9 protein-coding genes are annotated in these 13,011 nt (G+C 70.9%); 2 read left to right on the top strand and 7 right to left on the bottom strand.

All coding sequences use genetic code 11. From position 1 onward, the window contains the following. Positions 1-485: 485 nt before the first annotated feature. The 4 genes from ACG00X_RS11600 to ACG00X_RS11585 all read right to left on the bottom strand — a co-directional run bounded on the left by ACG00X_RS11600 (position 486) and on the right by ACG00X_RS11585 (position 4,524). Entirely contained in the window at positions 486-1,022 is a 537-nt protein-coding gene (locus ACG00X_RS11600) for a hypothetical protein (RefSeq protein ID WP_394488336.1), read from the bottom strand. A 40-nt stretch (positions 1,023-1,062) separates the two neighbouring features. Beyond that, positions 1,063-2,313: a glutamate-5-semialdehyde dehydrogenase gene (locus tag ACG00X_RS11595; protein WP_394488335.1), complete on the bottom strand. Its 1,251-nt coding sequence runs from the start codon at positions 2,311-2,313 to the stop codon at positions 1,063-1,065. Positions 2,314-2,559: 246 nt separating this feature from the next. Then, positions 2,560-3,183: a hypothetical protein gene (locus ACG00X_RS11590; RefSeq protein ID WP_394488334.1), complete on the bottom strand. Its 624-nt coding sequence runs from the start codon at positions 3,181-3,183 to the stop codon at positions 2,560-2,562. Positions 3,184-3,330: 147 nt separating this feature from the next. Beyond that, positions 3,331-4,524 carry an FAD-dependent monooxygenase gene (locus ACG00X_RS11585; RefSeq protein ID WP_394488333.1) on the bottom strand — a complete coding sequence of 398 codons (1,194 nt, stop codon included), beginning with the start codon at positions 4,522-4,524 and terminating at the stop codon, positions 3,331-3,333. An 86-nt stretch (positions 4,525-4,610) separates the two neighbouring features. Between ACG00X_RS11585 and ACG00X_RS11580 the strand changes: the two genes are divergently transcribed. Next, positions 4,611-5,591, top strand: coding sequence for a potassium channel beta subunit family protein (locus ACG00X_RS11580; protein WP_394488332.1), 981 nt, complete (start codon positions 4,611-4,613; stop codon positions 5,589-5,591). 6 nt (positions 5,592-5,597) lie between these two features. On the opposite strand, the gene ACG00X_RS11575 is transcribed toward ACG00X_RS11580, so the two are convergent. The 3 genes from ACG00X_RS11575 to nosR are packed head-to-tail and all read right to left on the bottom strand — an operon-like array spanning position 5,598 to position 9,650. Next, positions 5,598-7,712 (bottom strand): ATP-binding protein, encoded by a 2,115-nt coding sequence (locus ACG00X_RS11575; RefSeq protein WP_394488331.1) that lies wholly within the window; start codon positions 7,710-7,712, stop codon positions 5,598-5,600. Beyond that, entirely contained in the window at positions 7,709-8,302 is a 594-nt protein-coding gene (locus ACG00X_RS11570) for a response regulator (protein WP_394488330.1), read from the bottom strand. Before ACG00X_RS11570 ends, ACG00X_RS11575 begins: the two co-directional genes overlap by 4 nt. A gap of 19 nt (positions 8,303-8,321) precedes the next feature. Beyond that, positions 8,322-9,650: a response regulator c-di-GMP phosphodiesterase, NosR family gene (gene nosR, locus ACG00X_RS11565; protein WP_394488329.1), complete on the bottom strand. Its 1,329-nt coding sequence runs from the start codon at positions 9,648-9,650 to the stop codon at positions 8,322-8,324. A gap of 216 nt (positions 9,651-9,866) precedes the next feature. On the opposite strand from nosR, the gene ACG00X_RS11560 reads away from it, so the two are divergent. Beyond that, the gene (locus ACG00X_RS11560; RefSeq protein WP_394488328.1) at positions 9,867-12,995 is read left to right on the top strand and encodes a diguanylate cyclase; all 3,129 of its coding nucleotides are present in this window, start codon (positions 9,867-9,869) and stop codon (positions 12,993-12,995) included. The last annotated feature ends 16 nt before the right edge of the window (positions 12,996-13,011 follow it).

Genomic DNA, 13,011 nt, shown 5'->3' with positions numbered 1-13,011 from the left:
CTTGAGGGCCCGCGCAAAACTCGCGCCGCTACGCTCTGCTCAAACAGTTGCGCGGAGTCAGTTCACGAAGTGCGCTTCGCGCACGCCCTCAAGGCCTTGCGCTGCTCGGCGGTGCTAAAGGGGGCAAGACGAATACCTCGTGGCGAACGGCTGTTCGGCTGTTCCTTCACTCCCCTTTGGAGGAGCCGAGAAGCGCAGGAGCCCGAGGCGCGGGCGAAGCCCGCTTCGTCACCTGACTTCGCGCAGTTGTTTGAACGGAGCGTAGCGAAGTGAGTTCTGCGCGAGCCTCGGGTTCCGAGCATCGCAGGGAACCCCTCGCGCAGCGAGGGGCGACGGAACAGGGGCGACTCTTTGCCTACTTTCTGGTCGCCCAGAAAGTAGGTCGCCCGCCGGGGCGAACTCCCGGCTGGGCCTCTCGCGGGCGTCAACAGCCGGGCCGACGAACCACTGGCAGGACTTCGTTGGGGTTCATTTCATTCGCCCCATTAGCCTGCCGAGCTCCACACAACACACGCCACCACGGCAACCCACAAGGCCATCGCCGTCCATTTGCCGAATCTATGTCCTGCCCACAGCACCAGCCCGAGCAGGCTTGCAACAGCCAGCATGAAGCCGAACCGCCGCAACGAGCTGAACTGCTCCGAGAGTGCAAGCATCAGCAAACTGGCCACCGCAAAGAGCACGCCGAGCCCTTGCAGTCCGTCGAACCCTGAACCTGGCCTGATGCCCCCCAACAGCACAGCAGCCGCCACGGCGAGCAACAGCCCACTGAAGTAGGCCCAGGCTGCGGGCCACGGCACCACGAGCCGAGGGTGCCCTCGGCCGCCTGGGAGCGAAACCGTACCGATGTTGAAGGCATCCGAGATTCCAACGAGCATGGCCCACAACGCGGCTACGCCCACGACCACCCCCCAAACAAGCCAGAACTGCCGGGTATACAGCACGCGCGAGAACACCAGGAACTGCGGGGCAATCAGGCCCAACATGCAGACCGACTCCGCGGGGGTCAGTGCAGCGGACATCGCGTGTCAGGGCCAGGCAAGCCGCAAATCACCGCGCCGCTCACCCCCTCACCTCTCCCTGCCCCAACACCACCCACTTCATCGAAGTGAGCCCCTCCAACCCCACCGGCCCACGGGCATGAAATTTGTCGGTGGAGATGCCGATCTCCGCCCCAAGCCCGTACTCGAAACCATCCGCAAACCGCGTGCTCGCGTTGACCATCACGCTGGCTGAATCCACCTCACGCAGAAAGCGCATGGCGTTGACGTGGTTGGTCGTCAGGATCGCGTCCGTGTGATGCGAGCCATAGCGGTTGATATGCGCGATCGCCTCGTCCAGCGAGTCCACGACCTTGATGCTGATGATGGGCGCGAGGTACTCGGTGGACCAGTCCTCCTCCGTCGCCGGCACGGCCGCAGGCAGCAGCGCGCGGGTGCGGCCGCAGCCGCGCATCTCCACGCCCTTGGCCGCGAACACCTCGGCGATCAGCGGCAGGAAGGCCCGGGCCTGCGCCGCATGCACCAGCAGCGACTCGGTCGCGTTGCAGGGGCTGTACTTCTGCGTCTTGGCGTTGTCGACGACCTTCACGGCCTGGGCCAGGTCGACGAACTCGTCGACATAGCTGTGGCAGTTGCCATCCAGGTGCTTGATGACGGGCACCTTGGCTTCCGCCGAAATGCGCTCGATCAGGCCCTTGCCGCCGCGCGGGATGATGACGTCCACCCACTGCGGCTGGCTGATGAGCAGGCCCACGGCGGCGCGGTCGGTCGTGTTGACGAGTTGCACGGCGGCGCGCGGCAGACCGGCATCTTCGAGCGACGCGGCCACCAGCTCCGCCAGTGCGAGATTGGAGTGGATGGCCTCCGAGCCGCCGCGCAGGATGCAGGCGTTGCCGCTCTTGATGGCCAGCGACGCGGCCTCGATGGTCACGTTGGGGCGGCTCTCGTAGATCATGCCGAACACGCCCAGCGGCACGCGCATCTGGCCCACGCTGATGCCGGTCGGGCGGCGCTTCACGCCGGTGATCTCGCCGACGGGGTCGGGCATGGCGGCGATCTGCTCGCAGCCCTCAGAAACCGTGGCCAGCGTCTTGGCGTCGAGCTTGAGGCGGTCGCGCAGCGGACCGCTCAGTTCAGCGGAGCCTGCCAGGTCCCGGGCGTTGGCCTCGGCCAAGGCTGGGCCCGCCTCGCGCAGGCGGCGGGCCAGGGCCAGCAGTGCGGTGTTCTTGGCGGCCGTCGAGGCGGCTGCCATCTGCGTGGCGGCCGCGCGGGCGGCGCGGCCGAGGTCGTCCATGTAGGCAGTCAGGCTCATATCAATGGCGCTCGGCCGACCGAAGCCAATGATGCGCCCCCTTGGAGGGCAGCGAGCAGGGCGAGCGTGGGGGCTGGTTCATTTCCGGATTGTCCCAAAGGGCCGCGGCCACCGCTTCGTCAGGGCCGTAGCGAGCCTTGCTCAGCACTGTGCCGGGGCCTCCACGTCCGAGCCCTGCCACCAGACCTCAGCGTCGGGCCTCGGCAGCCGATGCGTGTCAGAGATCAGCCCGACGCGAGCCCCGCGTCAGTCCACATTCAGCGTGTACGTCACCGCCTGCGACATGCCCGGCAGGATGCCGCCGAAGTTCAGCGTGTAGCGCCCCTTCTTCAGCGGGCCCAGCGCGACGTAGAAGCCGTTGCCGGCGGCCAGCGTGTCGTCGTCGTCGCTGAGGTGAAAGCAGCGGCGCGTGACCTGGCGGTGCGCCTCCAGGCCGGCGAAGCGCTTGCCGTTGACTTCCAGCAGCAGCGCATCGGGCGCAGGCACCAGGCGCGCAGCGCGCTGCTTCAGCGACACGCAGCTCTCGTCCGCGTCGTCGGGCTCGACGGTGATGTAGTTGATGAGCGGGAAGAACAGCGTCTTGCCCGCCGGCACATGGCAGCTGCGGATGGTGCGCGCCGAGCCGTAAGTGCCGGCGAGGAACCACACGGCGCCTTCCTGGCCGCTGGCGCAGTAGCGGCCGTCGCGGTCGGCGACGGGGCTGTCCTCGTCGTCGAAGGACAGCGCCCAGCGCCACCAGCGCTTGGACCATTCCTCCTGCGCCACACCGGCCACGGGCTTGGTGGGTGGGATCAGCGGCGCGGCCTGGGCCAGCGCGGGCCGGGCTGCGGCAAGCAGCAGCGCCAAAACAAAAAGAGGGAGATTCCGCATCGAGTGCTTCTCGCTAATCCGAATTCAACACAGGTCGGCGCACAGCCGCCGACGCTTCCAGCGGCCGCCGTGGAACCGGCTTTGCCGGGCCACCAGCGGCGCCCCCTCGAAGGGGGCCGGCGAAGCCGGTAGGGGGTGAGCTCATCTTCAGCCGCCGAACATCATCCGCCGGGCCAGCGCGGCTTTCAGCGGGGTCGCCTGCTGCAGGCCCGCCAGCGCCAGGCCGCGCAGGCCTGGCAGGCCCGGTAGCCGCCACGCGAAGCTGCGGGCCAGGAAATCGGTGGCGGCGATCATGGGCCAGCGGTCGGGCGCGCGCTGGCGTTCGATGCCGGCCAGCGCGGTGTCCAGCGTCTGGCCGGTCGCGGCGGTTGTCTTGGTCCACTCACGCAGCGCGTCCACCAGGGCCTGGGCGTCGCGCAGCCCCAGGTTCAGGCCCTGGCCGGCCACCGGGTGCAGCGTCTGCGCGGCATTGCCGATGCGCAGCGTGCGGCCCTGCAGCAGGCGGGTCTCGGCATTCAGCCCGAGCGGGAAGCATTTGAGCGGCGAGATGCCGGTGAGCCGACCGGCCACATCGGGCAGCTGCTGCTGGATGACGACCAGGCGCTGCGCGTCGCTCAGCGAGGCGATGTCGTCCTCGGCCTGCGGCAGGCACCACACCAGCGCGGCGCGTGGGCCGGCGGCGTCGTCGGGCAGCGGCAGCAGCGCCAGCGGCCCGTTGCGCGTGAAGCGCTCCACCGCCAGGCCCTGCAGGCCGGGCGCGGCCAGCCGCACGGTGCCGACCCAGGCGTTCTGGTGGTAGTCGCTGCGGATGCGCTTGCGCTCCTGCTCGGCGAACACGCCGCCCTCGGCGACCACGGCCAGGTCGAAGCGCTCGACCAGCGGGCCGTCGCCGCTGTCGAGCTCGACGCCAGTGGCCTCCGAGCGGATCGCGTGCACCGGCGTGCCGAAGCGCGTGAACAGCTGCTCGGGCCGGCGCGCGGCGATGCCCAGCCAGCGCTGCTGCAGCGGCGCCACCAGCGCGCCGTAGGGCAGCACGGCGCCCAGCTGCGGCACGCCCAGTTCGGCGGCATGCAGGCGCACCGCGCCGGCCACCGGCGACGGCGGCGCCTGGCTGATGTGCACGGTGCGGATGGCTTCGGCCGCCGCCGGCTGCCAGGCCTGCAGGCGCTGCAGCAGCCGCACGCTGCCGAGGTTGAGCGCCAAGGTGCGCGCGTCGCCGCTGACGTCGTGGTCCAGCGCGCGGGTGTCGAAGAGGTGGATGTTGGCGGCAGGCAGGCGCTCGGCGGCCAGCAGCGCGAGCGCCAGGCCCGCAGGCCCGGCGCCGATGACGGCGAGGTTCATGGCCGCAACGATAACCGCCCGGCCCACGCGTCCATGCAAGCCGCCGTAAGCTGCCGCACTTTCCGTTGCACCCACAGGACTCGCCCATGCAATACCGCCGACTCGGCCGCGCCGGCCTCCAGGTGTCCGAACTCTCCCTCGGCTCCTGGGTCACGTATCACAACCAGGTCGACACCAAGGCCGCCAGCGAGATGCTGGCCGCCGCCTTCGACGCCGGCATCAACTTCTTCGACAACGCCGAGGTCTATGCGCAAGGCGAGAGCGAGGTCGTCATGGGCCAGGCCTTCAAGGCGCTGGGCTGGAACCGGCTGGACTACATCGTCTCCAGCAAATTCTTCTGGGGCCTGAACCGGGACGGCGTGACCGTCAACCGCAAGGACACGCTGAACCGCAAATACCTGATGCAGGCCGTGGACGGGTCGCTCAAGCGCCTGCAGCTCGAGCACATCGACCTGATCTACTGCCACCGCCCCGACCCGCACACGCCGATCGAAGAGACGGTCTGGGCCATGAGCGACATCATCCGCCAGGGCAAGGCGCTGTACTGGGGCACCAGCGAGTGGAGCGCCGCCGACATCCGCGCGGCCTGGGACATCGCCGAGCGCCACCACCTGCACAAGCCCGTCGTCGAGCAGCCGCAGTACCACCTGTTCCACCGTCAGCGCGTCGAGCAGGAATACGCCCGGCTCTACGAGGACATCGGGCTGGGCCTGACAACCTGGAGCCCGCTGGCCTCCGGCCTGCTGACCGGCAAGTACCGCGACGGCATTCCCGCCGGCAGCCGCGCGGCGCTGGAAAGCATGAGCTGGCTGCGCGACAAGGTGCAGGACAAGGCCCGCAACGAGGCCGTCGTGAAGCTCGGCGCCATCGCCGAGGAGCTCGGCTGCAACACGTCGCAGCTCGCCATCGCCTGGGCCAACCGCAACCCGCGCGTGTCCAGCGTCATCCTCGGCGCCAGCCGCATGGAGCAGCTGCAGAACAACCTGGCCGCCCTGGCCGTCACGCCCAAGCTGACGGCCGACGTGGTGGAGCGCATCGACGCCATCGCGCGGCCGCTGGCGGCCTGACGCGGCTCAGCCGGCCACCGGCCCGGCCACAGGCACCCACACGCGAAAGCGGGTGCCCTCGCCGGGGGCGGACTGCACCTCGATGCGGCCGCCGTGCTTCTGCACGATGGAGAACGACATCGACAGGCCCAGCCCCGTGCCCTGGCCCACGGGCTTGGTCGTGTAGAACGGCTCGAAGATGCGGCGCTGAACCTCGGGCGTCATGCCGCAGCCGTCGTCGGCCACTTCGATCCAGACCCAGTCGCGCTCGGCCTGCTCCGCCACGCCGGTGGCCAGCGTGATGATGCCGCGGCGGTCCGTCGGCATCGCATGCGCCGCGTTGACGATGAGGTTCATGAACACCTGATTGAGCTGACCAGCCAGGCAGCGCACGGGTGGCAGCGTGCCGTACTGGCGCTTCACGTCGGCCCGGTACTTGACCTCGTTCATGACGACGTTGAGCGTGGACTCCAGGCCGGCGTTGAGGTCGGCGTCCTGCCAGTCGGCGTGGTCCACGCGCGAGAAGTCCTTCAGGTCCTGCACGATCTTGCGCACGCGCGACAGGCCTTCCTCGCTCTCGTTGAGCAGCATGGGCAGGTCTTCGGCGATGAACTCCAGGTCGGCAGCCTTCTCCATCGCCGCCAGCTCGGCATCGCTCGTGCCGCGCCCGCGGGCGCCGTAGGCCTGGATCAACGCGAGCAGCTGCTCGACATAGCGCCGCAGCGTGCCGAGGTTGGAGTTGACGAAGCCGATGGGGTTGTTGATCTCGTGGGCCACGCCGGCGGCGAGCTGGCCGATCGAGGCCATCTTCTCGGACTGCAGCAGCTGGTTCTGCGCCTCTTCGAGCCGCGCGTTGGTCTCCTGGATGTTGCGGTAGTTGCGCACCAGCTCCTCCTGCGCGCGCATGACGTCGCTGTGGTCCTGCAACAGCCACCACATGCCCGGGGCGCTGCCCTCGGGGTTGGATGCATAGGCGATGAGCTGCACCCAGATGCGCCGGCCCGTCCAGGTCTGCAGCCACATCTCCTGCACGAGCGAGGTGTCGGCGCGCAGCGCGTTGGCGGCCATGCGGTCGAGGTCGTGGAAGTCGGCATCGTCCAGGAAGAAGCGGCGCAGCGGCACATCGGTCGCCGCCACATCGTCCGGCAGGTCCAGGATCTTGGCGAACTTCTTGTTGCTGCGCGTGATCTGCATGTCGCGCGTGGAGATGATGCCGACCGACGCGTTCTCCAGGAAGGCCTCCAGCTCCCGGTGCGTCAGCCGCAGCTCGGCGGTGCGCTGCTCGACGATGGACTCCAGCGCGGCCTGGTGGCGACGCAGCTGCTCTTCGGCCTGGTGGCGGGTCGTGACGTCCTGCAGCGTCTCGATGGCGCCCATCACCTGGCCGTCGATGCCGCGCAGCGGCGCGGCCGTCACATACAGCCAGCGCCCGGCCGGGCCCAGCTGTGGAAAGAAGCCTTCGTAGGCGAAGCTGTCGGGCAGCAGTGGCGAGCGCTGCAAGTCGGCGCCGTAGTACAGCGGGCCGTCGGCCTCGACGCGGCCGTCGACGATCAGCTCGGCCAGCGTCGGCCGCGCCTGCGCGTGGAAGGCGCGCCAGGTCTCGTCGCCGCCCAGCATCTGCGACGCGGGCTGGCCGGTGAGTTGCGCGCAGGCGGCGTTCCAGTGCGTGACGCGGTGGCCGCTGTCGAGCACGTAGCTGGCCACCGGCCCGTTCTCGACGATCTGGTACATCACGCGGCCCACCTCCAGCAGGCTGTTCTGCACGTGGCGCATGTCGCTGAGGTCCTGGCAGCTCAGCAGCACCAGCGGCGCGGCACCGCCCCCCATGGCGAGGCGGCGCGCGGTGATCTCGAGGTGGCGGCTGCTGCCGCTGGCGCTCACGGCCTCGATTTCCATCGTCGGCAACGCCTCGTCGCTGCCCAGGCAGCGGCGCCCGTAGTCGCGCAGCGAGAGCTGCTGCGTGTCGGCAGCCCAGGCCTCGGGCGCCAGCAGCGCCAGCTCGTCGGCACTGCGGCCCAGCAGGCGCAGCATGGCGTCGTTGGCGAACACGATGCGCTCGCCGTCGTGCGCCAGCAGCGGTGCGCACACCGCCTCCAGCCCCGCACGCAGGCCGGGCGGCAGGGGCTGGGTGGCGTCGTTCATGGCCCGAACGCGCCGACGGCGTCCAGCACGTAAGCGCCGTCGCTGCTCCACTCGACCCGCGTGATGCCGGGCTCCATGCGTTCCAGCCGGCGCCGCTCGGCTTCCTGCGGCGTCAGCTCGCCCTGGCTCAGCCGCTGACGCTCGGCGAGCAGCTGGGTCTCGACGGCCTGGTGGTATTCGTTGAGCTGCTCGTGCACGACGGCCAGCAGCTCGGGCTCGTTCCAGGGTTTGGACAGGAACTGCGCGATGCGTGCCGAGTTGATGGCGTCAGCCAGGCCTTCGAAGTCGGCATGCGCAGACAGGATGACGCGCCGGCACTCGGGCTGGCGCTCGCGCAGCCGGGCCAGGAACTGCGCGCCGTTCATGCCGGGCATGCGGAAGTCGCTGATGGCCAGCGCGAAGGTCTGCTCCTCGGCACGCGCCAGCGCGGCCGCCGGGTCGGTGAACAGCTCAGTGCGCAGCGCCGGCCACAGGCCTTCGGTGACACCGCGGCGCAGCGTGCGCACGAGGGCGTGCAGGATGGCCGACTCGTCGTCGACGAGCAGCACATGCTGGGGTTCGATGCGGGAGGCGGTGGTGAGGCTGTGCATGGGCGTTCTCTGCGGAAGTTCAGGCCGGGACGGCTTGCGGGCGGGTGTCGCGGATGCGGAAGCAGACGTCCAGGCCCTCCCGCGCCAGCAGGTCCCGGATCGTCGCAATGACGGGGGCGTCGAACACGAAGCCGGCGGCCAGCAGCAAGGTGCCCTGCGGGCTGAGCAGGTCCTGCGCCATGACCATGCCGGGCGCCAGCTCGGCCGCTGACAGCTCGCGTTCGCGCTGCGCCGGCGGCGGCGCGGTGCTCAGCAGCCGGTCGAACGCGGTCACCACGTCGGGCAGGTAAAGGGTGCCCGCAGCACCCAGCACAGCCGCGCGGGCCTGAGCCATCGTGTGGCGGCGCTCGGAGAGGCGGCCGGCCTGCAGGCCCTCGTAGGTGGCGGCCAGGCCGACGATCTGTGCCGCCACGGGCAGGTCCGCGCCGCCGATGCCGTCGGGAAAGCCGTGCCCGTCCAGCCGTTCCTGGTGCCAGCGCACCAGCCGCGCGGCGCTGCGCAGGCCGGACAGCGGCATCAGCGCGGCCTCACCCTGCAGCGGATAGCGGCGGTAGCGGATCAGGTCGTCATCGCGCATCAGCGACACGGGCTTGCGCAGCAGCGCGTCGGGCAGGCCGATCTTGCCCACCTCGTGCAGCAAGCCGGCCACATAGCACTCCTCCTGCTGCGTGGGCGGCAGGTTCATCGCCTCGGCCAGGCGCCGGGCCAACTGGCCCACACGCTCCGAGTAGCCGGCCAGCCCGCCGTCGCGCAGCTCCATCAGCGCCGCAAACACCTTGATGGACAGCATGAAGTGTTCGCGCTGCTCGGCGAAGGCCTGTTCCAGCATGGCGTTCACCTGCGACAGCTCGGCCGTGCGGGCGGCCACGCGGCGCTCCAGCTGCTCGTTGTGCTCGCGGGTGAGCGCGAGCAGCCGCTGGTTCTCCATGCGCAGGCGGTAGCGCTCCAGCGCATCGCGGACAGCCATCAGGACTTCGTTGTCGTCCCAGGGCTTGGCGATGTAGCGCTGGATCTCGCCGTGGTTGATGGCGGCAATCGTCGAGCCGATGTCGGCGTAGCCGGTGAGCAGCAGCCGGGCCACGTCGGGCCAGCGCTCGCGCACGGCCTGCAGCAGCTGCGCGCCATCCATGCCGGGCATGCGCATGTCCGACAGCACGAGGTCCACCTTCTCCTGCGCCAGCATCTCCAGCGCCGCCGCACCGCTGTCGGCCAGCAGCACGCGGTAGCCATGGGGGCGGAACAGCCGCCGCAGCGCGCTGAGGATTGAGGGCTCGTCGTCCACGAACAGCAGCGTCGCCGGGGCATCGGCGGGCGGCACGGGAGCGGGTGGTGCGAGGGGCGCGTCCATGGGGGAACTCCGGCGGCCCCGGACTCACCAGGTGGTTCAGCAGGACCGTGACCGCAGTCTGCCGCAAATTGATAAAATCGCGCAACACCAATTGATACAACTGCCGCGCAGCCGCCACTAGTTCACGTTGTGGCCCGGCCAAGGCGGTGCGGCCCCGGGGCTTTCCCGGGCGGGGCCGGGGCTCGGCGGGTGTCGGGCGTCGTTGAGAATGCCGGGATGAGGGTCGTCATAACGAAAGGGTGCGTAGCCCTGGTGATCGTGTTGGGGCTGGTCGGAGCGGCGCAGGCCGTGGTGCCGCGCTTCGAGCCCGTGGGCGAATCCGGCGCCGTCCGTGACAACGTGGTCTCCGCGTTAGCCCTCGATGCCCACGGCCTGCTGTGGGCCGGTTCGCCCGAAGGGCTGATGCGCTTCGACGGCTATGCCTTCAAGCATCACGCGCTGGCCGCGCCCGACGGGCAGCTGCTGCCCGAGCAGTTCGTGCGCGCCATGCTGCCCGACCCGCGCGGCTGGATGTGGGTGGCGGCGGGCAACAGCGGCCTGGTGCGCATGGACCTGGCCACCGGTCGATGGGCGCGTTGGGCCCGCGACGGCCACTCCGCCGACGAGGCGGCACCGGCCGCCAATACTGTGCGCACGCTGGCGCTGGAGAAGGACGGCACGCTGTGGATCGGCGGCAGCGGCGGGCTGGACCGCTTCGACGTCAAGCGCGAGCGCTTCACGCACCACCGCGGCCGCGAGGACGGCCTGCCCGACCCCCGCGTGCAGACGCTGCTGGTGGACCGACAGGGCACGCTGTGGATCGGCACCTGGCGCGGCCTGGCGCGCAAGGCGCCCGACGGCCCCATCGAGACGCTGGACGTGGGCCTGTCCGACCAGCTCGTCACGCTGCTGGCCGAGACGCTGGACGGCCGCATCATCGCGGGCACGGCGCAGGGCCGGCTGAAGGCGCTGTCCACCGCCGGCCAGGCCTTGCCCTTCAGCCCGGGCTCGCCCGCCGACGGCTCGGCCAGCGTCTGGCCCGTCATGGCCATGGCGCAGCCGGATGCCGACGAGCTGTGGTTCGGCGATTCGTCGGGCCTGTCGCGGCGCCGTGCCAGCGACGGCACCCTCATCGAACGGCTGTCGGCCGCGGCCGGTGCCGCCGCCGGCCCGCGCAGCGACGTGCGTGCGCTGCTGCGCGACCCCTCCGGCACCATCTGGGCCGGCAGCTACGGCGGCGGGCTGATGCGCCATGTGCCGTCGCTGCCGGGCCTGTCCATGGTGCGCGACGGCATCGGCCCGGCGGCGCTGGACGTGCGCAGCATCCTGCAGTTGAAGAACGGCGAGATCTGGCTGGGCACGCTGGCCGGCGGCATCGAGCGCCGCGACCGCAACCTGCAGCCCATCGCCCACATCGTGCCGGGCAGCGGCGGCTTGCCGGCGGGCCGCATCAACGCGCTCGGCCAGACGGCGGACGGCTCGGTCTGGGTGGCCGTCGACACGCAGCTCATGCGCTTCGACGAACGTGGCCGCCTGAAGGAAACCATGCGCAGCGGCAACGCGGTGCCGCGGCGCTTCCATGCCAGCGATGACGGCGCGCTGTGGATCGCAACGCTCGACGGGCTGATGCGCTGGACGCCCCGGCACCCGCAGATGCGCCCCGTGGCCACCGCCGGCCTCGTGGGTGGCACCGGCGAACTCAACGCCTTCGCGCGGCTGCCGGACGGCAGCCTGTGGGCCGGCGGCGCGGCGGGGCTGCTGCGCGTCGCCTCGCCGGCCGATGACGAGCCGGTGGCCGAGTGGGTCGACGCCACGGGCCTGACCGGCCAGACCGTGCTGGGCATGGCGGTGGACCTGGCGGGCCGCTTGTGGGTGGACACCGGCACCGGCCTGCATCGGCTGGTGGAGAGCCATGGCAGCCATGCGCGCTTCGAGGCCGTCGCGGCGTCGGACGCCGGCGGCGCCTTCGGCGCCAACCTGCTGGTCGACAAGCGCGGGCGCATCTGGTCGCAGCGCAACATGTTCGACCCGCGCACCGGCGAGCGCCGCGAGCTCGGCGCCGCCGACGGGGCCGACCTCGGCACCGGCTGGTTCCGCGCCTATGCGCCGCTCGACGATGGCCGCATGCTGTTCGGCGGCGCGCGCGGGCTGCTCATCGTCGACCCCGACCGCTTCTCGCCCTGGTCCTACCGGCCGCCGCTGGTCATCTCGGACCTGCGCGTCGACGGCGAGGAACGCGCGCTACCGGCCGGCGCCGACCAGCTCGTGCTGGGGCCGGGCGAGCGGGCCTTCACGCTGGCGTTCGCGTCGCTGGACTACAGCCAGCCCGCGCGCAACCGTTACCGCTACCGGCTGCAGGGCATGGATGACGGTTGGGTGGACGGCACGCTGGGCCGCACGGCCACCTACACCAACCTCTCGCCGGGCCACTACCGGCTGCACATGCAGGGCAGCAACCGCGACGGCGTGTGGGGTTCGGCCGAGCGGGTGGTCGACGTCGTCGTGCGGGCGGCCTGGTGGCAGACCGGCTGGGCGCGCGCGCTGGCCGCGCTGGCCGTGGTGGGCCTGGTGGCCGGCATCGTGCGTGTGCGCACGCGGCTGCTGCTGCACCGCCACCGCGTGCTCGAAGCGCGCGTGCAGGAGCGCACCGAGGCGCTGGAGGCCGCCACGGCCGCGCTGACGGCCAAGTCCGCCGAGCTGGAGGAGGCCAGCTTCACCGACCCGCTGACCGGCTTGCGCAACCGGCGCTTCCTGGACCGCCAGCTGCCGGCCGACGCGGCCCTGGCCGTGCGGCATTACGAGCCCATCGCGAGCATCCCGAGCCCGGGCGGCAGCGAGCAGGACCTGCTGTTCTTCCTCATCGACATCGACCACTTCAAACGCATCAACGACGCGCACGGCCACATGGCCGGCGACGCCGTCTTGACGCAGATGCGCGGCCGCCTGGAGCAGGTGTTCCGCACGACCGACTACCTGGTGCGCTGGGGCGGCGAGGAGTTCCTCATCGTCGCGCGCGGCACGCCGCGCTCACGCGCCGCCGAGCTGGCCGAGCGCGCCCGCCAGGCCATCGCCGCCCGGCCTTTCGAGCTGGACGGCGGCTTCCGGCTGTCGCTCACCAGCTCGGTGGGTTTCAGCGCCTTCCCGCTGTGTACGCGCCTGCCGGCCACGCTGGACTGGCACGCCGCCATCGACCTGGCCGACGCCGCGCTGTACGAGGCCAAGGACATCGGCCGCAACGCCTGGGTCGGCCTGGTCGACGCCGAAGCACAGAGCGAGACCGAACTGCGCGACGACGCCCGGCTGCGGCTGGACGAGTGGGTGAAGACGGGCCGGTTGACGCAGCTCTGCTCGCGCACGGCGCTGTGAGCGGGCCCGGCGCGGC

The organism is Pelomonas nitida, from assembly GCF_043555975.1.
GTDB lineage: Bacteria > Pseudomonadota > Gammaproteobacteria > Burkholderiales > Burkholderiaceae_C > Pelomonas > Pelomonas nitida.
Note: the sequence above shows the minus strand (reverse complement) of the source record. Positions and strands in the feature narration are given on the sequence as shown.

Coding starts and splice junctions, on each gene's coding strand:
- ACG00X_RS11600 (WP_394488336.1), bottom strand. CDS start 1,022: ATGTCCGCTGCACTGACCCCCGCGGAGTCGGTCTGCATGTTGGGCCTG.
- ACG00X_RS11595 (WP_394488335.1), bottom strand. CDS start 2,313: ATGAGCCTGACTGCCTACATGGACGACCTCGGCCGCGCCGCCCGCGCG.
- ACG00X_RS11590 (WP_394488334.1), bottom strand. CDS start 3,183: ATGCGGAATCTCCCTCTTTTTGTTTTGGCGCTGCTGCTTGCCGCAGCC.
- ACG00X_RS11585 (WP_394488333.1), bottom strand. CDS start 4,524: ATGAACCTCGCCGTCATCGGCGCCGGGCCTGCGGGCCTGGCGCTCGCG.
- ACG00X_RS11580 (WP_394488332.1), top strand. CDS start 4,611: ATGCAATACCGCCGACTCGGCCGCGCCGGCCTCCAGGTGTCCGAACTC.
- ACG00X_RS11575 (WP_394488331.1), bottom strand. CDS start 7,712: ATGAACGACGCCACCCAGCCCCTGCCGCCCGGCCTGCGTGCGGGGCTG.
- ACG00X_RS11570 (WP_394488330.1), bottom strand. CDS start 8,302: ATGCACAGCCTCACCACCGCCTCCCGCATCGAACCCCAGCATGTGCTG.
- nosR (WP_394488329.1), bottom strand. CDS start 9,650: ATGGACGCGCCCCTCGCACCACCCGCTCCCGTGCCGCCCGCCGATGCC.
- ACG00X_RS11560 (WP_394488328.1), top strand. CDS start 9,867: ATGAGGGTCGTCATAACGAAAGGGTGCGTAGCCCTGGTGATCGTGTTG.